The sequence below is a fragment of the Pseudomonas cannabina genome, assembly GCF_900100365.1.
Classification (GTDB): Bacteria; Pseudomonadota; Gammaproteobacteria; order Pseudomonadales; family Pseudomonadaceae; genus Aquipseudomonas; species Aquipseudomonas cannabina.
Genome location: NZ_FNKU01000001.1, coordinates 3,816,779 through 3,835,009, shown reverse-complemented (window position 1 = coordinate 3,835,009; position 18,231 = coordinate 3,816,779). Strand labels below are relative to the sequence as shown.

Here is an 18,231-nt window from a genome sequence, read left to right as displayed (position 1 = left end):
GCTTTTCTTGTAAGACAATAGCGTCGCAAGACAACAGTGGAGCTAGTAGATGGCAACTATCAACCAGCTGGTACGTCAGCCGCGTAAGCGTATCGTCGAGAAATCCGACGTGCCTGCGCTGCAGAATTGCCCGCAACGTCGTGGTGTGTGCACTCGTGTGTATACCACCACGCCGAAAAAACCTAACTCGGCATTGCGTAAAGTCTGCCGTGTGCGCCTGACCAACGGTTTCGAGGTTTCCTCGTACATCGGTGGTGAAGGTCACAACCTGCAAGAGCACAGCGTGGTACTGATCCGTGGCGGTCGTGTAAAAGACTTGCCAGGTGTTCGTTATCACACCGTTCGTGGTTCTCTGGATACTTCCGGCGTTAAAGGCCGTAACCAGGGTCGCTCGAAATACGGTACCAAGAAGCCTAAGTAGTCTTTGGCTTCTGTTTGAAATTGCAGATTTCTATTTTTCTGAGTCGATAAGAGTAAGGTCGGGCGCATCCTTAGCGGGATGGTGGTCCCGAGCTAACCTGAAGACCGTTTGAGGGCTTATCCATGCCAAGAAGACGCGTAGCAGCCAAGCGCGAAGTGCTTGACGATCCAAAATACGGCAGCCAGATTCTGGCCAAGTTCATGAACCACGTGATGGAGAGCGGCAAGAAAGCCGTTGCCGAACGTATTGTTTATGGCGCGCTGGAAAAGGTTAAAGAACGTAAGAACAGCGATCCCCTGGAAATCTTCGAGAAAGCTCTCGACGCCATCGCTCCGCTGGTCGAAGTAAAGTCGCGCCGTGTAGGCGGTGCTACTTACCAGGTTCCTGTCGAAGTTCGTCCGTCCCGTCGTAATGCTCTGGCAATGCGTTGGCTGGTAGACTTCGCGCGCAAGCGCGGTGAGAAGTCCATGGCTCTGCGTTTGGCTGGCGAACTGCTGGACGCTGCTGAAGGTAAAGGTGCTGCAGTCAAGAAGCGTGAAGACGTGCACCGTATGGCTGAGGCCAACAAAGCGTTCTCGCACTACCGCTTCTAATTTCAGCGTCACTAATTTTGCGAGGGCTTTATGGCTCGTACTACTCCGATTGGCCGCTACCGTAACATTGGTATCGTCGCTCACGTGGATGCTGGTAAAACCACCACCACCGAGCGCGTCCTTTTTTACACCGGCAAAAGCCACAAAATGGGCGAGGTGCATGATGGCGCCGCGACCACGGACTGGATGGTTCAGGAGCAGGAGCGTGGTATTACCATTACTTCTGCTGCTATTACTGCCTTTTGGCAGGGTTCCGAGAAGCAACACAAAGACCAATACCGTTTCAACGTCATTGACACCCCGGGTCACGTTGACTTCACCATTGAAGTTGAGCGTTCCCTGCGTGTGCTCGACGGCGCGGTCGTTGTGTTTTGTGGTACTTCCGGCGTAGAGCCTCAGTCCGAAACCGTATGGCGTCAAGCCAACAAGTACGGTGTTCCGCGTATCGTTTACGTGAACAAGATGGACCGTGCCGGCGCCAACTTTCTGCGCGTAATCGCTCAGATCAAGCAGCGTCTGGGTCACACTCCGGTGCCGATCCAGCTGGCTATTGGTGCTGAAGACAACTTCCAGGGTCAAATCGACCTGATGTCCATGGAAGCTGTTTACTGGAGCGATGCTGACAAAGGCATGGTTCCACGTCGCGAGCCTATTCCTGCTGAACTGCAGGAGCTGGCTAACGAGTGGCGCAGCAACATGGTTGAGGCTGCGGCTGAAGCCAACGAAGAGCTGATGAACAAATACCTTGAAGGTGAAGAACTCACCAACGAGGAAATCAAGGCTGCTCTGCGTCAGCGTACTATCGCTGGTGAGATCGTTCTTGCTGTTTGCGGTTCTTCCTTCAAGAACAAGGGCGTTCCCCTGGTTCTCGACGCCGTGATCGACTACCTGCCGGCTCCAATCGACATTCCAGCTATCAAGGGTTCCGATCCTGATAACGAAGAAGTGCTGATGGAGCGTCATGCAGACGACAACGAGCCGTTCTCGGCTCTGGCGTTCAAGATCGCTACCGACCCATTCGTGGGTACCTTGACTTTCGTCCGCGTTTACTCGGGCGTGTTGGCATCCGGCGACGGCGTGATCAACTCGGTCAAGGGTAAGAAAGAGCGCGTGGGTCGTATGGTTCAGATGCACGCAAACGCTCGCGAAGAGATCAAGGAAGTACGCGCTGGTGACATCGCGGCCCTGATCGGCATGAAGGACGTCACCACTGGTGAAACCTTGTGCAACGCTGACAAGCCAATCATCCTGGTTCGTATGGACTTCCCGGAGCCGGTTATTTCGGTTGCCGTTGAGCCTAAAACCAAGGATGACCAGGAAAAAATGGGTATCGCACTGGGCAAGCTCGCTCAGGAAGACCCGTCTTTCCGCGTCAAGACTGATGAAGAGACTGGTCAAACGATCATCTCTGGCATGGGCGAGCTCCACCTGGACATCCTGGTTGACCGGATGCGCCGTGAGTTCAACGTCGAAGCCAACATCGGCAAGCCTCAGGTTTCCTATCGTGAGCGCATCACGAAGAACTGTGAAATCGAAGGCAAGTTCGTTCGTCAATCCGGCGGTCGTGGCCAGTTTGGTCATTGCTGGATCCGTTTTGCACCTGCTGACGAAGGTCAGGAAGGTCTGCAATTCGTAAACGAAGTGGTGGGTGGTGTTGTTCCCAAGGAATACATCCCGGCTATCCAGAAGGGCATCGAAGAGCAGATGAAGAACGGCGTTGTTGCCGGTTATCCGCTGATCGGCCTGAAGGCTACCGTGTTTGATGGTTCCTACCATGACGTCGACTCGAACGAGATGGCGTTTAAGGTGGCTGCTTCCATGGCGACCAAGCAACTGGCCCAGAAGGGCGGTGGTGAGTTGCTTGAGCCGATCATGGCGGTAGAGGTTGTTACGCCTGAAGACTATATGGGTGACGTGATGGGCGACCTTAACCGTCGTCGCGGCATGATTCTGGGTATGGAAGATACGGTTTCCGGCAAAGTGATTCGTGCCGAGGTTCCGTTGGGTGAGATGTTCGGTTATGCGACCGATGTCCGCTCCATGTCTCAGGGTCGCGCAAGCTACTCTATGGAATTCAAAAAATACAATACAGCGCCGTCGCACATCGTCGAAACTGTAACCAAAAAACAAGGCTGATTCAGCGCCTTTAGGCTAGGAGTTATTTGTCGTGGCTAAAGAAAAATTTGATCGTTCCCTCCCGCACTGCAACGTCGGCACCATTGGTCACGTTGACCATGGCAAGACCACGCTGACCGCTGCTCTGACTCGCGTCTGCTCCGAAGTTTTCGGTTCGGCTCGTGTTGATTTCGACAAGATCGACAGCGCACCAGAAGAGAAAGCTCGCGGTATCACCATCAACACCGCTCACGTTGAGTACAACTCGGCTACGCGTCACTACGCGCACGTTGACTGCCCAGGTCACGCCGACTACGTGAAGAACATGATCACCGGTGCTGCGCAGATGGACGGCGCTATCCTGGTTTGTTCGGCTGCTGATGGTCCGATGCCACAAACCCGTGAGCACATCCTGCTGTCCCGTCAGGTTGGCGTTCCGTACATCGTGGTCTTCCTGAACAAGGCTGACCTGGTAGACGACGCTGAGCTGCTGGAACTGGTTGAAATGGAAGTGCGCGATCTGCTGAGCACTTACGACTTCCCGGGCGACGACACTCCAATCATCATCGGCTCTGCCCGTATGGCGTTGGAAGGCAAAGACGACAACGAGATGGGCACCACTGCCGTCAAGAAGTTGGTTGAGACTCTGGATAGCTACATTCCTCAGCCAGAGCGTGCTGTCGACAAGCCGTTCCTGATGCCAATCGAAGACGTATTCTCGATCTCCGGTCGCGGCACTGTTGTGACTGGTCGTGTTGAGCGCGGTATCGTCAAGGTTCAGGATCCACTGGAAATCGTTGGTCTGCGTGACACTACTGTCACCACCTGCACCGGTGTTGAAATGTTCCGTAAGCTGCTCGACGAAGGTCGTGCTGGCGAGAACTGCGGCGTTCTGCTGCGTGGTACCAAGCGTGACGACGTTGAGCGTGGCCAGGTTCTGGTCAAGCCAGGCACCGTCAAGCCGCACACTCAGTTCGAAGCTGAAATCTACGTTCTGAGCAAAGAAGAAGGCGGTCGTCACACTCCGTTCTTCAAAGGCTACCGTCCACAGTTCTACTTCCGTACTACCGATGTAACCGGTAGCTGCGAACTGCCGGAAGGCGTAGAAATGGTTATGCCAGGTGATAACGTTAAAGTTTCCGTTACCCTGATCAAGCCAATCGCAATGGAAGATGGTCTGCGTTTCGCAATCCGTGAAGGCGGTCGTACCGTCGGCGCTGGCGTCGTAGCCAAAATCATCGCGTAAGCGTTGATTCCCAAAAAGAGCCCCCGCACTGCGGGGGCTTTTTTATTGGGTTGACACCCTGTTAGCACGTCTATAGAATTGCGCCTCCTTTTAACGGGCGTATTGCGCTCGGAGGGAACAGCAATCTGGAGTCTGAATCCAATGCAAAACCAGCAAATCCGTATCAGGTTGAAGGCTTTTGACCATCGCCTGATCGACCAATCAATCCAGGAAATCGTGGAAACCGCGAAACGTACTGGTGCACAGGTGCGTGGTCCGATTCCACTGCCGACTCGTAAAGAGCGGTTAACCGTTCTGGTTTCTCCGCACGTCAACAAAGATGCGCGCGACCAGTATGAGATCCGTACTCACAAGCGTGTTCTGGTCATCGTCCAGCCAACGGATAAAACTGTTGACGCGCTTATGAAGCTTGATCTTGCGGCCGGTGTGGAAGTTCAGATCAGCCTCGGCTAAGACTTGGGTCTTAGTCGTGTAACGCTCTGAAATGGGCGGCCATAGCGGGTGAAAGCCCCGTACACTCATGAGGTTTACAACATGACTATTGGTGTAGTCGGTCGTAAATGCGGTATGACCCGTATTTTCACCGAAGAAGGTGTCTCCATTCCGGTCACGGTCATTGAGATCGAGCCGAATCGCGTCACTCAGTTCAAAACCGAAGAAACCGATGGCTATCGTGCAGTGCAAGTCACTGTCGGCGAGCGTCGTGCTTCGCGTGTCACAGCCGCTCAGGCTGGCCACTTCGCTAAAGCGAACGTTGCCGCCGGTCGTACTGTCATGGAGTTCCGTCTTGAAGAAGGCGACTACCAGGCTGGCGATCTGATCAACGCTGAAATCTTCGCCGCTGGTCAACTGGTTGATGTAACCGGTCAGTCCAAGGGTAAAGGCTTCCAGGGTACGATCAAGCGTTGGAATTTCCGTGGTCAGGACAATACCCACGGTAACTCCGTCTCCCACCGCGTCCCGGGCTCTATCGGCCAGTGCCAGACTCCTGGTCGTGTATTCAAGGGCAAAAAAATGTCCGGTCATATGGGCGCTGAGCGCGTGACCGTGCAGTCCCTCGAAGTAGTGCGCGTGGACGCTGAACGCAATCTGTTGTTGGTCAAGGGTGCTGTTCCTGGCGCTACTGGCGGCAACCTGGTTGTACGTCCGGCAGCCAAGGCTCGCGGTTAAGGGGAAGCTGACATGCAATTAAATGTAAATGACGCTCAGGCAATCGAAGTTTCCGAACTGACATTTGGCGGCGAGTTCAACGAGACGCTGGTTCACCAGGCAGTCGTGGCCTACATGGCTGGCGGTCGTCAAGGTAGCAAGCAGCAAAAGACCCGTTCCGACGTTCGTGGTGGCGGTAAGCGCCCTTGGCGTCAGAAAGGTACTGGCCGTGCTCGTGCCGGTACTATTCGTAGCCCAATCTGGCGCGGCGGTGGTACCACTTTCGCAGCTCGTCCACAGGATCACACTCAGAAGCTCAACAAGAAGATGTACCGCGCAGCACTGCGCTCCATCCTTGCTGAACTGGTTCGCACTGATCGTCTGGTCGTGGTTCAGGACTTCGCTGTTGAAGCACCGAAAACCAAAGATTTGCTGAACAAGCTGACTGGCATGGGCCTGACTGACGTCCTGATCGTGTCCGATGCTGTTGACCAGAATCTGTACCTGGCTGCTCGCAACCTGCCGCACGTTGATGTACGTGACGTTCAAGGTTCCGATCCAGTTAGTCTGATCGCATACGACAAAGTGTTGATCACTGTGTCGGCCGTGAAGAAATTCGAGGAGCTGCTGGGATGAACCAGGAACGCGTATTTAAAGTTCTGCTTGGCCCGCACGTTTCCGAAAAGGCTACGGTTCTCGCAGACAAAAAAGGTCAGTTCGTTTTCAAGGTTGCTACTGACGCAACCAAGCTGGAAATCAAGAAGGCCGTCGAAAGCCTGTTCAGCGTGAAAGTAGAGCGTGTTACTACCTTGAATGTTCTGGGTAAGAGCAAGCGCACTGCTCGCGGTCTGGGCAAGCGTAATGACTGGAAGAAGGCAGTTATCTCCCTTCAGCCAGGCCAAGATCTCGATTTCAGCAGCAGTGATGAGTAAGGAAGGGGTGCATCATGGCAATCGTTAAATGCAAACCGACTTCCCCTGGCCGCCGTTTTGTGGTCAAGGTGGTCAATCAGGAGCTGCATAAAGGCGCTCCTCACGCACCGCTGCTCGAGAAAAAATCGAAGACTGGTGGTCGTAACAACAATGGTCGTATCACTACCCGTCATATCGGTGGTGGCCATAAGCAGCATTATCGTCTGGTCGATTTCCGTCGCAACGACAAGGATGGCATCGCTGCCACCGTCGAGCGTATCGAATACGATCCAAACCGTACTGCTCACATTGCTCTGCTGCTTTACGCAGACGGCGAGCGCCGCTACATCATCGCCCCTAAAGGCGTGAGTGCTGGCGACCAGCTGATTGCAGGTGCCCTGGCACCAATCAAGCCGGGCAACGCTCTTCAGCTGCGCAACATTCCAGTTGGTAGCACCGTACACGGCATCGAACTGAAGCCAGGTAAAGGCGCACAGATCGCTCGTTCCGCTGGTGCTTCTGCACAGCTGATCGCACGTGAAGGTGTGTACGTAACCTTGCGTCTTCGCTCCGGTGAAATGCGTAAAGTACTTTCTGAGTGCCGTGCAACGCTGGGCGAAGTCTCGAACTCCGAGCATAGCCTTCGTTCGCTGGGTAAAGCAGGTGCCAAACGCTGGCGTGGCGTTCGCCCAACCGTTCGTGGTGTTGCCATGAACCCGGTTGACCACCCACATGGTGGTGGTGAAGGTCGTACCTCTGGTGGTCGTCATCCGGTATCGCCGTGGGGCTTCCCGACTAAGGGCGCGAAGACTCGTGGTAATAAGCGTACCGACAAAATGATCGTCCGTCGTCGCAAGTAAATAGAGGGATACGACAGTGCCACGTTCTCTGAAAAAAGGTCCTTTTATTGATCTTCACCTACTGAAGAAGATCGAAGTGGCGGCGGAAAAGAACGATCGCAAACCGGTGAAAACCTGGTCGCGTCGTTCGATGATCCTGCCACAAATGGTCGGTCTGACCATTGCAGTGCATAACGGTCGTCAACATGTCCCTGTTCTCGTGAACGAAGACATGGTCGGCCATAAACTGGGCGAGTTTGCCGGTACCCGCACATATCGTGGGCACGTGGCAGACAAGAAAGCCAAGCGTTAAGGGGTAAGGAACGATGGAAGTAGCCGCTAAGTTGTCGGGCGCTCGAATCTCCGCCCAGAAAGCCCGCTTGGTCGCCGACCAGATCCGCGGGAAGAAGGTGGGCGAAGCGCTCAACCTGTTGGCTTTCAGCAGTAAGAAAGCCGCCGAGATCCTGAAGAAAGTGCTGGAGTCGGCTGTAGCCAACGCCGAGCATAACGAAGGCGCAGACGTTGATGACCTCAAGGTCTCCACCGTTTTCGTCAACGAAGGGCGTTCGCTGAAGCGCATCATGCCACGTGCTAAAGGCCGTGCTGATCGCATCGTCAAGCGGTCTTGCCATATCACTGTCAAGGTTGCTGACAAGTAACGGAGTCGAAGAGATGGGTCAGAAAGTACATCCCATTGGCATTCGCCTGGGAATCGTCAAGGAGCACACCTCCGTCTGGTACGCAGACGGTCGGACTTATGCGGACTATTTGTTCGCTGATCTGAAAGTGCGTGAGTACCTCCAAGACAAATTAAAAAGCGCGTCCGTCAGCCGTATCGATATCCATCGTCCGGCTCAGACAGCACGTATCACCATCCACACCGCTCGTCCAGGTATCGTTATCGGGAAGAAAGGTGAAGATGTTGAGAAACTGCGTCAGGACCTGACCAAGCAAATGGGTGTGCCTGTGCACATCAATATCGAAGAGATCCGTAAGCCGGAGCTTGACGGTATGCTGGTTGCGCAGAGCGTAGCTCAGCAGCTGGAGCGTCGCGTAATGTTCCGTCGCGCTATGAAGCGCGCTGTTCAGAACGCCATGCGCATTGGTGCCAAAGGCATCAAAATCCAAGTGAGCGGTCGTCTCGGCGGTGCTGAAATCGCACGTACTGAATGGTATCGCGAAGGTCGTGTGCCACTGCACACCCTGCGTGCCGACATCGACTATGCCAACTACGAAGCTCACACCACTTACGGTGTGATCGGTGTAAAGGTTTGGATCTTCAAAGGCGAAGTAATTGGTGGTCGCCAAGAAGAACTGAAACCACAAGCACCAGCGCCTCGTAAAAAAGCTGCTAAGTAAGGGGTACGCCAAATGTTGCAACCAAAGCGTACGAAGTTCCGCAAGCAGATGACCGGCCACAACCGTGGTCTGGCACTGCGCGGTAGCAAAGTCAGCTTCGGCGAGTTCGCGCTGAAGTCTGTAGCTCGTGGTCGTCTCACCGCTCGTCAGATCGAGTCAGCGCGTCGTGCTCTGACCCGTCACGTTAAACGTGGCGGCAAGATCTGGATCCGTGTATTCCCGGACAAGCCTGTCACCAAAAAGCCACTCGAAGTTCGGATGGGTAAAGGTAAGGGTAACGTGGAGTACTGGGTTGCCCAGATTCAGCCAGGCAAAGTCCTGTATGAAATCGAGGGTGTTACTGAAGAGCTGGCGCGTGAGGCTTTCGCCCTGGCTGCTGCAAAGCTGCCGCTCGCCACCTCCTTTGTTAAGCGGACGGTGATGTGATGAAAGCGAATGAACTTCGTGAAAAATCAGCACAGCAGCTGAACGAGCAACTGCTCGGCCTGCTGCGCGACCAGTTCAATCTGCGTATGCAGAAAGCAACTGGCCAGTTGGGGCAGTCTCATCTGCTCTCGCAAGTTAAGCGTGACATCGCTCGCGTGAAAACTGTGCTCAACCAGCAGGCAGGTAAGTAATCATGGCTGAAGCCGAAAAAACTGTCCGTACGCTGACTGGCCGTGTTGTCAGCGACAAGATGGACAAGACCATCACCGTTCTGATCGAGCGTCGCGTAAAGCACCCGATCTACGGTAAATACGTTAAGCGTTCGACTAAGCTGCACGCGCACGACGAAACCAATCAATGCCATATCGGCGACAAGGTCACTATTCGTGAAACTCGTCCGGTAGCCAAGACTAAATCTTGGGCGTTGGTTGATATCCTCGAACGCGCTGTGGAAGTCTAAGGACTAGGGGTCGGAGAAATTATATGATTCAGACTCAATCCATGCTCGATGTGGCCGATAACAGCGGCGCTCGCCGCGTTATGTGCATCAAGGTGCTGGGTGGCTCCCATCGTCGTTACGCTGGTATCGGTGACATCATCAAAGTGACCGTCAAGGAAGCAATTCCGCGCGGCAAGGTGAAAAAAGGCCAAGTGATGACTGCAGTTGTAGTCCGCACTCGCCATGGTGTCCGTCGTGCAGACGGTTCCATCATCCGCTTTGATGGCAACGCTGCTGTTCTGTTGAACAACAAGCAAGAGCCGATCGGTACCCGTATTTTTGGGCCAGTGACCCGTGAACTTCGTACTGAGAAGTTCATGAAGATCGTCTCGCTCGCCCCTGAAGTGCTTTAAGGAGATCCGACATGCAAAAGATTCGTCGTGACGACGAGATCATCGTGATCGCCGGCAAAGACAAAGGTAAGCGCGGTAAGGTGCTCAAGGTTCTCGCTGACGACCGTTTGGTCGTTGGTGGGATTAACCTGGTGAAGCGTCATACCAAGCCAAACCCGATGTCGGGCGTACAGGGCGGTATCGTCGAGAAAGAAGCGCCACTGCACGCTTCCAACGTCGCCATTTTCAACGGCGCAACCAACAAGGCTGACCGCGTTGGTTTCAAAGTTGAAGACGGCAAGAAAATTCGTGTCTTCAAGTCGACCCAAAAAGCGGTTGATGCTTGAACACTGCTAGGTAGAAGACCATGGCACGACTAAAAGAGATTTACCGGAAGGAAATCGCTCCGAAACTTAAGGAAGAACTTAAGCTTTCGAACGTGATGGAAGTTCCGCGCGTTACCAAAATCACCCTGAACATGGGTCTGGGCGAAGCGATCGGAGACAAAAAAGTCATCGAGCACGCTGTTGCTGATCTGGAAAAGATCACCGGTCAAAAGGTCGTTGTGACTTACGCTCGGAAATCCATCGCTGGCTTTAAAGTCCGCGAAGGTTGGCCGATCGGCGTCAAAGTGACCCTGCGCCGCGATCGTATGTATGAGTTCCTGGATCGTCTGCTGTCGATCTCCCTGCCTCGGGTTCGCGACTTCCGCGGCCTGAATGCCAAGTCCTTCGATGGTCGTGGTAACTACAGCATGGGCGTCAAAGAGCAGATCATTTTCCCGGAAATTGACTACGACAAGATCGATGCTCTTCGCGGTCTGGACATCACCCTGACCACCACTGCCAAGAACGATGATGAAGGTCGCGCATTACTGCGTGCTTTCAAATTCCCGTTCCGCAACTGATTGGAGTAGGACAATGGCCAAGATGAGCATGAAAAACCGTGAGCTGAAGCGTCAGCTCACTGTTGCCAAGTACGCCAAGAAGCGTGCAGAGCTGAAAGCTATCATCGTCGATCTGAACGCAAGTCCAGAAGCGCGTTGGGAAGCTACCGTAGCCCTGCAGAAGCAACCACGTGACGCAAGCGCTGCGCGCATGCGTAACCGTTGCCGCATCACTGGTCGTCCACACGGCGTCTATCGCAAATTCGGCCTCGGCCGTAACAAGCTGCGTGAAGCAGCTATGCGTGGCGACGTTCCAGGTCTGGTCAAAGCCAGCTGGTAAGGCGCACCTCTCGTTTCTTTCCGGCCGGTCACGCAAGTCACTGGTCGGGATGAAGCCTGAATTTGAATCAAGCCCCTTTTGGGGCTTGATTCATTTCTGGGGTAGGACTAGAATTGCCGGCTCGCCTGAGCCCGTGTTTTTTACTTGCCCGGAAGTTCTCGGCGATCAAGCTGTAGCCGCAAGGCTAATTATTTTGTTTTAGGAGCGTCTAGCCCATGAGTATGCAGGACCCGTTAGCGGACATGCTAACTCGTATCCGTAATGCCCAGATGGCTGAAAAGCCCGTCGTCAGCATGCCATCTTCCACGTTGAAGGTTGCTGTAGCAAAAGTCCTGAAGGACGAAGGCTACATTGCGGGTTATCAGATCAGCAGCGAAGTTAAATCGTCGCTGTCCATCGAGCTTAAGTACTTCGAGGGCCGTCCGGTCATTGAAGAGGTTAAGCGCGTCAGCCGCCCAGGCTTGCGTCAGTACAAGTCCTCCGATGATCTGCCAAAAGTTCGTGGCGGTCTTGGTGTGTCTATCGTCTCCACCAGTAAAGGTGTGATGACGGATCGTGCTGCGCGCGCTGCCGGTGTCGGTGGCGAAGTGCTTTGCACTGTGTTCTAAGGGGGGATAAGCATGTCACGCGTAGCTAAGAACCCCGTTAAGTTGCCATCCGGCGTCGAAGTCAAACTCGTCGGACAGCTGCTTTCGGTGAAGGGTGCCAAGGGCACTCTAGAACTGATCATCCATTCGTCCGTTGAGATTGTTGAAGAAGCTGGTGAGCTGCGTTTCGCTGCTCGCAATGGCGATCAACAAACCCGCGCAATGGCAGGCACCACTCGTGCACTGGTAAATAACATGGTCCAAGGCGTAAGCCAAGGCTTCGAGCGTAAGCTCCAGCTGGTCGGTGTTGGTTACAAGGCGCAAGCAAAAGGCACGGTATTGAACCTTGCACTTGGCTTCTCGCACCCGGTGGACTACGAATTGCCGAATGGCATCACCGCTGAGACCCCCAGCCAGACCGATATCCTGATTCGCGGTATCGATAAGCAGTTGGTTGGTCAAGTGGCCGCTGAGATCCGCGACTTCCGCCGTCCTGAGCCTTACAAAGGCAAAGGTGTGCGTTACGCGGACGAAGTCGTCCGCCGTAAAGAAGCCAAGAAGAAGTAGGGCATAGCAAATGACCGTCAAAAAAGTTACCCGACTGCGTCGCGCTCGCAAAGCACGCCTGAAAATGCACGAGCTAGAAGTCGTGCGTCTCTGCGTGCACCGCTCTTCGCAGCACATTTATGCCCAGGTCATCTCGGCCGACGGCAGCAAAGTCCTGGCAAGCGCCTCGACTTTGGACAAAGAACTGCGTGATGGCGCCACTGGCAACATCGACGCGGCCACTAAGGTTGGCAAGCTGGTCGCCCAGCGCGCGAAAGCCGCGGGTGTATCGCAAGTCGCTTTCGACCGTTCTGGCTTCAAGTACCACGGCCGTGTCAAAGCGCTGGCTGATGCTGCTCGTGAAGGCGGGCTGGAGTTCTAAGTTATGTCAAATCACGACCAAAAACGCGACGAAGGCTACATCGAGAAACTGGTTCAAGTTAACCGCGTGGCCAAAACCGTAAAAGGCGGCCGTATCTTCACTTTCACTGCGTTGACCGTAGTGGGTGACGGTAAAGGGCGCGTTGGCTTCGGCCGTGGCAAGTCACGTGAAGTGCCTGCTGCAATCCAGAAAGCGATGGAAGCTGCTCGCCGCAACATGATTCAGGTTGATCTGAACGGTACGACGCTGCAGTACGCAATGAAGTCTGCTCATGGTGCCTCCAAGGTGTACATGCAGCCTGCTTCTGAAGGTACCGGTATCATCGCTGGCGGCGCAATGCGCGCAGTGCTGGAAGTTGCTGGTGTCCAGAACGTATTGGCCAAGTGCTACGGTTCGACTAACCCGGTAAACGTGGTTCACGCTACGTTCAAGGGTTTGAAGGGCATGCAGTCTCCTGAGTCGATCGCTGCCAAACGTGGCAAGCGTGTTGAGGAGATCATCTGATCATGGCTACCGTTAAAGTAACGCTGATCAAAAGCATGACCGGCCGCATCCCTAATCACAGATTGTGCATTAAGGGTTTGGGTCTGCGTCGCATCGGTCACACTGTAGAAGTCCTGGATACTCCCGAGAATCGCGGGATGATCAACAAGGCTTACTACATGCTGCGAGTCGAGGGTTAATCGATGAAACTCAATGATCTGAGTCCAGCGCCGGGTTCCCGTCGCGAAAAGCATCGTCCGGGCCGTGGTATCGGTAGCGGTTTGGGTAAGACCGGTGGCCGTGGCCACAAAGGTCAAAGCTCCCGCTCCGGTGGCACTATTGCTCCGGGCTTTGAGGGCGGCCAACAGCCGCTGCATCGTCGCCTGCCAAAATTCGGTTTCGTTTCCCTGAAGGCCATGGATCGCGCAGAAGTGCGTTTGTCCGAGCTGGCTAAAGTGGAAGGCGACATCGTAACTGTGCAGTCCCTGAAAGATGCCAACGTGATTAACCAGAACGTGCAGCGTGTGAAAATCATGCTGTCGGGCGAAGTTACTCGCGCTGTCACTATCAAGGGTATCGCCGCCACCAAAGGTGCGCGTGCGGCTATCGAAGCAGCTGGCGGCAAGTTCGAGGAATAAATGGCTAAGCAAGGTGCTCTCTCTGCGCTCGGCAAAGGCGGTATGTCTGAACTCTGGGCTCGTCTGCGTTTTCTGTTCCTGGCGATTATCGTCTACCGAATAGGCGCACACATCCCGGTTCCAGGTATCAACCCGGACCGACTCGCAGAACTGTTTCGACAGAATGAGGGGACCATTCTTAGCTTGTTCAACATGTTTTCCGGCGGTGCGCTGGAGCGGATGAGCATCTTTGCATTGGGGATCATGCCGTATATTTCGGCATCGATCATCATGCAGCTGATGACCGCCGTCAGCCCACAGCTGGAGCAGTTGAAGAAGGAAGGTGAAGCTGGCCGTCGCAAGATTAGCCAGTACACCCGCTACGGCACCGTTGTCCTGGCATTGGTTCAAGCTATCGGCATGTCCGTTGGCCTGGCTAGTCAGGGCGTCGCGTTTTCTGGAGACCTGGGTTTCCACTTTGTGGCCGTTACCACCTTCGTGGCTGGTGCGATGTTCATGATGTGGCTGGGCGAGCAGATTACCGAGCGCGGTGTCGGCAACGGTATCTCGATGTTGATTTTCGCAGGTATCGTCGCCGGTCTTCCGAGAGCGATAGGGCAGTCTTTCGAGTCTGCACGTCAGGGTGATATCAATATTTTCGCTCTGGTCGCAATCGGATTGCTGGCAGTAGCGATCATCGGTTTTGTGGTGTTCATTGAGCGTGGTCAGCGTCGTATTGCTGTTCACTACGCCAAGCGTCAGCAGGGCCGCAAGGTCTTCGCTGCGCAGACCAGTCACTTGCCGCTGAAAGTGAACATGGCTGGTGTAATTCCGGCCATTTTCGCAAGCAGCATTTTGCTGTTCCCGGCTTCGTTGGGGTCCTGGTTCGGTCAGTCTGAAGGTTTGGGCTGGTTGCAGGACATCTCGCAGTCGATCGCTCCTGGTCAGCCGTTGAATATTCTGCTGTTTAGTGCAGGGATTATTTTCTTCTGCTTCTTCTATACGGCGTTGATGTTCAATCCGAAAGACGTAGCGGAAAACCTGAAGAAGTCCGGTGCCTTTATTCCGGGTATTCGTCCAGGTGAGCAGTCGGCGCGCTACATTGATGGCGTTTTGACTCGCTTGACCATGTTCGGTGCTCTATATATGACGGCCGTGTGTCTGCTTCCCCAGTTTCTGGTGGTCGCGGCAAACGTACCGTTCTACCTTGGCGGGACCTCGTTGCTGATCGTGGTCGTGGTCGTGATGGACTTTATGTCGCAAGTGCAATCTCACCTCGTTTCGCACCAGTACGAATCCCTGATGAAGAAAGCCAACCTGAAGGGCTACGGTGGCAGCGGCGGTATGCTGCGCTGAAGCACCCCTAAGGTTCGAGGAGTTGGTGATGAAAGTTCGTGCATCGGTGAAAAAGCTGTGCCGTAACTGCAAGATTATTCGCCGCGAAGGTGTTGTTCGAGTAATTTGCAGCGCGGAACCACGTCATAAGCAGCGCCAAGGCTGATTGTGATTTGTGCTTAAGCCCAGCAGCTAGTGCGCTGCTGGGTTGATTATTTGTTACTACAGCGATATTATCTCGCGCCCTATTTCTTGGCTTCCGGGGCGTAGGTAGCTGTCAATTGGAGTCCCACTGAATGGCCCGTATTGCAGGCGTTAACATTCCAGATAACAAGCATACTGTTATCTCGCTGACCTACATCTATGGTGTTGGTCGCACCACTGCACAGAAAATTTGTGCAACCACCGGGGTCAACCCGGCGGTGAAAATCAAAGATCTGAGCGACGAGCAGATTGAACAGCTGCGTGGCGAAGTGGCGAAGTTCACCACTGAAGGTGACCTGCGTCGCGAAATCAACATGAAAATCAAGCGCTTGATGGACTTGGGCTGCTATCGCGGTCTGCGTCATCGTCGTGGTCTTCCAGTGCGCGGTCAGCGTACCAAGACCAACGCGCGTACTCGCAAAGGTCCGCGTAAGCCGATCCGCAAGTAATCGCTCCAGCGCAACGACAGGAATTTAGTCATGGCAAAACCTGCTGCTCGTCCTCGTAAAAAAGTTAAAAAGACAGTGGTTGATGGCATCGCCCACATCCACGCGTCGTTTAACAACACAATCGTCACCATCACCGATCGTCAAGGTAATGCGCTTTCTTGGGCTACCTCCGGCGGTTCGGGTTTCCGTGGTTCTCGCAAGTCCACCCCGTTCGCTGCTCAAGTAGCTGCTGAACGTGCTGGTCAAGCTGCGCTGGAGTACGGTCTGAAGAACCTCGACGTCAATGTCAAGGGTCCAGGCCCAGGTCGTGAATCCGCTGTCCGTGCATTGAACGGCTGTGGCTATAAGATCGCCAGCATCACCGACGTGACGCCAATCCCGCACAACGGGTGCCGTCCGCCGAAGAAGCGCCGCGTGTAATCCAGGAGACTGTAAGAAATGGCTCGTTACATTGGTCCAAAATGCAAACTTGCTCGTCGTGAAGGCACCGATCTCTTTTTGAAGAGCGGCGTTCGCGCTATCGAATCCAAGTGCAACATCGAAGCAGCTCCAGGTATCCACGGCCAACGCCGCGGTCGCCAGTCCGATTACGGTACTCAGCTGCGTGAAAAGCAAAAAGTCCGTCGTATCTACGGCGTTCTCGAGCGTCAGTTCAGCGGCTACTACAAAGAAGCCGCCGGCAAGAAAGGTGCAACAGGCGAGAACCTGCTGCAACTGCTCGAATGCCGTCTGGACAACGTTGTATACCGTATGGGCTTCGGCTCCACTCGTGCAGAATCCCGTCAATTGGTTTCGCACAAGTCGGTTAGCGTAAACGGCAAAACCGTTAACGTTCCTTCTTATCAGGTTCGTGCTGGCGACGTTGTTGCTATCCGCGAAAAAGCTAAGAACCAGCTGCGTATTGTCCAGGCTCTCGATCTGTGTGCCCAACGTGGCCGCGTAGAATGGGTAGAAGTAGACACTGAGAAGAAATCGGGCGTTTTCAAGAACGTACCAGCTCGCAGTGATCTGTCCGCCGACATCAACGAAAGCCTGATTGTCGAGCTCTACTCCAAGTAAGGGCTAGAAAATAGGTGCATCCATGCAGATTTCGGTAAATGAGTTCCTGACACCCCGCCACATTGATGTGCAGGTTGTCAGTCCAACCCGCGCCAAGATCACTCTCGAGCCTCTCGAGCGTGGTTTCGGCCATACCCTGGGCAACGCGCTTCGCCGCATTTTGTTGTCCTCCATGCCCGGCTGTGCAGTAGTCGAGGCCGAGATTGACGGTGTGCTCCATGAGTACAGCGCCATCGAAGGTGTACAGGAAGACGTCATTGAAATCCTGTTGAACCTTAAAGGTCTGGCTATCAAGCTGCACGGTCGAGACGAAGTTACGCTGACCTTGTCGAAGAAGGGTTCGGGGGTGGTTACCGCTGCCGATATTCAGCTGGATCATGATGTCGAGATCGTTAACCCCGATCACGTAATCGCTAACCTGGCGTCTAACGGCGCCTTGAACATGAAGCTCACCGTAGCTCGTGGTCGTGGTTATGGGCCGGCAGACTCGCGTCAAAGCGATGAAGACGAAAGCCGCAGCATTGGTCGCTTGCAGCTCGACTCTTCGTTCAGCCCGGTTCGCCGTATCGCATACGTGGTGGAAAACGCCCGTGTCGAGCAGCGTACTAACCTGGACAAGCTGGTTATTGATCTGGAAACCAACGGTACTCTGGACCCTGAAGAGGCAATCCGTCGCGCTGCAACCATCCTGCAACAGCAGTTGGCTGCGTTCGTGGACCTCAAAGGCGACAGCGAACCAGTGGTAATCGAACAGGAAGACGAGATCGATCCGATCCTGCTTCGTCCGGTTGACGATTTGGAACTGACCGTGCGTTCGGCCAACTGCCTTAAGGCGGAGAACATCTACTACATCGGCGACCTGATTCAGCGCACCGAAGTAGAGTTGTTGAAGACTCCGAACCTGGGCAAGAAATCCTTGACCGAGATCAAGGACGTTCTGGCTTCTCGTGGTCTGTCCCTCGGCATGCGCCTCGACAACTGGCCGCCGGCAAGTCTTAAGAAGGACGACAAGGCTACGGCCTGATCGTCGTAATCACCGAACGCGAGTTTGGTAAGGAATGAACCATGCGTCATCGTAAAAGTGGACGTCACCTGAGCCGTACCAGCTCTCACCGTAAAGCCATGTTTCAAAACATGGCGGTGTCGCTGTTCGAGCACGAGCTGATCAAAACTACCCTGCCGAAAGCCAAGGAACTGCGCCGCGTTGCCGAGCCGCTGATCACCCTGGCCAAGGAAGACAGCGTTGCCAACCGTCGTCTGGCTTTCGACCGTACTCGTTCGAAAGAAATCGTCGGCAAACTGTTCAACGATCTGGGCAAACGCTATGCAACCCGTCAGGGCGGCTACCTGCGTATCCTCAAGTGCGGTTTCCGCGCTGGCGACAACGCGCCTATGGCGTACGTCGAGTTGGTTGATCGTCCTATCGGTGGCTCTGTAGAAGCCGCTGAATAAG

At 54.4% G+C, this 18,231-nt stretch carries 32 protein-coding genes; all 32 read left to right on the top strand.

Annotated features, from left to right (window positions below):
• Positions 1-49 precede the first annotated feature (49 nt).
• The 32 genes from rpsL to rplQ all read left to right on the top strand — a co-directional run bounded on the left by rpsL (position 50) and on the right by rplQ (position 18,230).
• Entirely contained in the window at positions 50-421 is a 372-nt protein-coding gene (gene rpsL, locus BLT55_RS18095; protein ID WP_002555494.1) for a 30S ribosomal protein S12, read from the top strand.
• Positions 422-543: 122 nt separating this feature from the next.
• The gene (gene rpsG, locus BLT55_RS18090; protein ID WP_002555493.1) at positions 544-1,014 is read left to right on the top strand and encodes a 30S ribosomal protein S7; all 471 of its coding nucleotides are present in this window, start codon (positions 544-546) and stop codon (positions 1,012-1,014) included.
• 30 nt (positions 1,015-1,044) lie between these two features.
• Positions 1,045-3,150, top strand: a complete 2,106-nt coding sequence (fusA, locus tag BLT55_RS18085) for an elongation factor G (protein ID WP_007253312.1) — start codon at positions 1,045-1,047, stop codon at positions 3,148-3,150.
• 31 nt (positions 3,151-3,181) lie between these two features.
• Entirely contained in the window at positions 3,182-4,375 is a 1,194-nt protein-coding gene (gene tuf / locus BLT55_RS18080; RefSeq protein ID WP_007245455.1) for an elongation factor Tu, read from the top strand.
• Positions 4,376-4,516: 141 nt separating this feature from the next.
• Positions 4,517-4,828, top strand: coding sequence for a 30S ribosomal protein S10 (gene rpsJ / locus BLT55_RS18075; protein ID WP_054999986.1), 312 nt, complete (start codon positions 4,517-4,519; stop codon positions 4,826-4,828).
• A gap of 81 nt (positions 4,829-4,909) precedes the next feature.
• The gene (rplC, locus tag BLT55_RS18070) at positions 4,910-5,545 is read left to right on the top strand and encodes a 50S ribosomal protein L3 (protein ID WP_007253310.1); all 636 of its coding nucleotides are present in this window, start codon (positions 4,910-4,912) and stop codon (positions 5,543-5,545) included.
• Between the two features lie 12 nt (positions 5,546-5,557).
• On the top strand, positions 5,558-6,160 hold the full coding sequence (rplD, locus tag BLT55_RS18065) for a 50S ribosomal protein L4 (RefSeq protein WP_002555489.1): 603 nt from the start codon (positions 5,558-5,560) through the stop codon (positions 6,158-6,160).
• Positions 6,157-6,456 (top strand): 50S ribosomal protein L23, encoded by a 300-nt coding sequence (gene rplW / locus BLT55_RS18060; protein ID WP_054999987.1) that lies wholly within the window; start codon positions 6,157-6,159, stop codon positions 6,454-6,456. Before rplD ends, rplW begins: the two co-directional genes overlap by 4 nt.
• A 14-nt stretch (positions 6,457-6,470) precedes the next feature.
• The gene (gene rplB, locus BLT55_RS18055; protein ID WP_024646118.1) at positions 6,471-7,295 is read left to right on the top strand and encodes a 50S ribosomal protein L2; all 825 of its coding nucleotides are present in this window, start codon (positions 6,471-6,473) and stop codon (positions 7,293-7,295) included.
• 16 nt (positions 7,296-7,311) lie between these two features.
• Positions 7,312-7,587 carry a 30S ribosomal protein S19 gene (rpsS, locus tag BLT55_RS18050; protein ID WP_002555486.1) on the top strand — a complete coding sequence of 92 codons (276 nt, stop codon included), beginning with the start codon at positions 7,312-7,314 and terminating at the stop codon, positions 7,585-7,587.
• Positions 7,588-7,600: 13 nt separating this feature from the next.
• Entirely contained in the window at positions 7,601-7,933 is a 333-nt protein-coding gene (gene rplV / locus BLT55_RS18045) for a 50S ribosomal protein L22 (protein ID WP_002555485.1), read from the top strand.
• Positions 7,934-7,946: 13 nt separating this feature from the next.
• Positions 7,947-8,633: a 30S ribosomal protein S3 gene (gene rpsC / locus BLT55_RS18040; protein WP_003176422.1), complete on the top strand. Its 687-nt coding sequence runs from the start codon at positions 7,947-7,949 to the stop codon at positions 8,631-8,633.
• Between the two features lie 12 nt (positions 8,634-8,645).
• Complete coding sequence (gene rplP, locus BLT55_RS18035; RefSeq protein WP_002555482.1) at positions 8,646-9,059, top strand: 50S ribosomal protein L16; 414 nt, start codon at positions 8,646-8,648, stop codon at positions 9,057-9,059.
• Positions 9,059-9,250: a 50S ribosomal protein L29 gene (gene rpmC, locus BLT55_RS18030; protein ID WP_002555481.1), complete on the top strand. Its 192-nt coding sequence runs from the start codon at positions 9,059-9,061 to the stop codon at positions 9,248-9,250. Before rplP ends, rpmC begins: the two co-directional genes overlap by 1 nt.
• Positions 9,251-9,252: 2 nt before the next feature.
• Positions 9,253-9,519, top strand: coding sequence for a 30S ribosomal protein S17 (rpsQ, locus tag BLT55_RS18025; protein WP_002555480.1), 267 nt, complete (start codon positions 9,253-9,255; stop codon positions 9,517-9,519).
• Positions 9,520-9,542: 23 nt separating this feature from the next.
• Positions 9,543-9,911: a 50S ribosomal protein L14 gene (gene rplN, locus BLT55_RS18020; protein ID WP_002555479.1), complete on the top strand. Its 369-nt coding sequence runs from the start codon at positions 9,543-9,545 to the stop codon at positions 9,909-9,911.
• 11 nt (positions 9,912-9,922) lie between these two features.
• Positions 9,923-10,237: a 50S ribosomal protein L24 gene (gene rplX, locus BLT55_RS18015; protein ID WP_002555478.1), complete on the top strand. Its 315-nt coding sequence runs from the start codon at positions 9,923-9,925 to the stop codon at positions 10,235-10,237.
• Positions 10,238-10,257: 20 nt separating this feature from the next.
• Positions 10,258-10,797 carry a 50S ribosomal protein L5 gene (gene rplE, locus BLT55_RS18010; RefSeq protein ID WP_002555477.1) on the top strand — a complete coding sequence of 180 codons (540 nt, stop codon included), beginning with the start codon at positions 10,258-10,260 and terminating at the stop codon, positions 10,795-10,797.
• A gap of 13 nt (positions 10,798-10,810) precedes the next feature.
• Positions 10,811-11,116, top strand: a complete 306-nt coding sequence (gene rpsN, locus BLT55_RS18005) for a 30S ribosomal protein S14 (RefSeq protein WP_003400428.1) — start codon at positions 10,811-10,813, stop codon at positions 11,114-11,116.
• Between the two features lie 215 nt (positions 11,117-11,331).
• Positions 11,332-11,724, top strand: coding sequence for a 30S ribosomal protein S8 (gene rpsH / locus BLT55_RS18000; protein WP_002555475.1), 393 nt, complete (start codon positions 11,332-11,334; stop codon positions 11,722-11,724).
• Positions 11,725-11,736: 12 nt separating this feature from the next.
• The gene (gene rplF / locus BLT55_RS17995; RefSeq protein WP_016982032.1) at positions 11,737-12,270 is read left to right on the top strand and encodes a 50S ribosomal protein L6; all 534 of its coding nucleotides are present in this window, start codon (positions 11,737-11,739) and stop codon (positions 12,268-12,270) included.
• A 10-nt stretch (positions 12,271-12,280) separates the two neighbouring features.
• Positions 12,281-12,631, top strand: coding sequence for a 50S ribosomal protein L18 (gene rplR / locus BLT55_RS17990; RefSeq protein WP_054999988.1), 351 nt, complete (start codon positions 12,281-12,283; stop codon positions 12,629-12,631).
• Positions 12,632-12,634: 3 nt separating this feature from the next.
• The gene (rpsE, locus tag BLT55_RS17985) at positions 12,635-13,135 is read left to right on the top strand and encodes a 30S ribosomal protein S5 (protein ID WP_003317099.1); all 501 of its coding nucleotides are present in this window, start codon (positions 12,635-12,637) and stop codon (positions 13,133-13,135) included.
• A gap of 2 nt (positions 13,136-13,137) precedes the next feature.
• The gene (rpmD, locus tag BLT55_RS17980) at positions 13,138-13,314 is read left to right on the top strand and encodes a 50S ribosomal protein L30 (protein ID WP_002555471.1); all 177 of its coding nucleotides are present in this window, start codon (positions 13,138-13,140) and stop codon (positions 13,312-13,314) included.
• 3 nt (positions 13,315-13,317) lie between these two features.
• Positions 13,318-13,752: a 50S ribosomal protein L15 gene (gene rplO / locus BLT55_RS17975; RefSeq protein ID WP_002555470.1), complete on the top strand. Its 435-nt coding sequence runs from the start codon at positions 13,318-13,320 to the stop codon at positions 13,750-13,752.
• Positions 13,753-15,087, top strand: a complete 1,335-nt coding sequence (gene secY / locus BLT55_RS17970) for a preprotein translocase subunit SecY (protein ID WP_002555469.1) — start codon at positions 13,753-13,755, stop codon at positions 15,085-15,087.
• Between the two features lie 28 nt (positions 15,088-15,115).
• Positions 15,116-15,232 (top strand): 50S ribosomal protein L36, encoded by a 117-nt coding sequence (gene rpmJ, locus BLT55_RS17965; protein ID WP_002555468.1) that lies wholly within the window; start codon positions 15,116-15,118, stop codon positions 15,230-15,232.
• Between the two features lie 130 nt (positions 15,233-15,362).
• Positions 15,363-15,719, top strand: coding sequence for a 30S ribosomal protein S13 (gene rpsM / locus BLT55_RS17960; protein ID WP_002555467.1), 357 nt, complete (start codon positions 15,363-15,365; stop codon positions 15,717-15,719).
• A 30-nt stretch (positions 15,720-15,749) separates the two neighbouring features.
• Entirely contained in the window at positions 15,750-16,139 is a 390-nt protein-coding gene (gene rpsK / locus BLT55_RS17955) for a 30S ribosomal protein S11 (protein WP_002555466.1), read from the top strand.
• Positions 16,140-16,157: 18 nt separating this feature from the next.
• On the top strand, positions 16,158-16,778 hold the full coding sequence (rpsD, locus tag BLT55_RS17950) for a 30S ribosomal protein S4 (RefSeq protein WP_002555465.1): 621 nt from the start codon (positions 16,158-16,160) through the stop codon (positions 16,776-16,778).
• A 22-nt stretch (positions 16,779-16,800) separates the two neighbouring features.
• Positions 16,801-17,802 carry a DNA-directed RNA polymerase subunit alpha gene (locus tag BLT55_RS17945; protein ID WP_054999989.1) on the top strand — a complete coding sequence of 334 codons (1,002 nt, stop codon included), beginning with the start codon at positions 16,801-16,803 and terminating at the stop codon, positions 17,800-17,802.
• A gap of 41 nt (positions 17,803-17,843) precedes the next feature.
• A complete protein-coding gene (gene rplQ, locus BLT55_RS17940; RefSeq protein ID WP_003317096.1) occupies positions 17,844-18,230 on the top strand; it encodes a 50S ribosomal protein L17 in 387 nt (128 codons plus the stop codon).
• Position 18,231 lies beyond the last annotated feature (1 nt).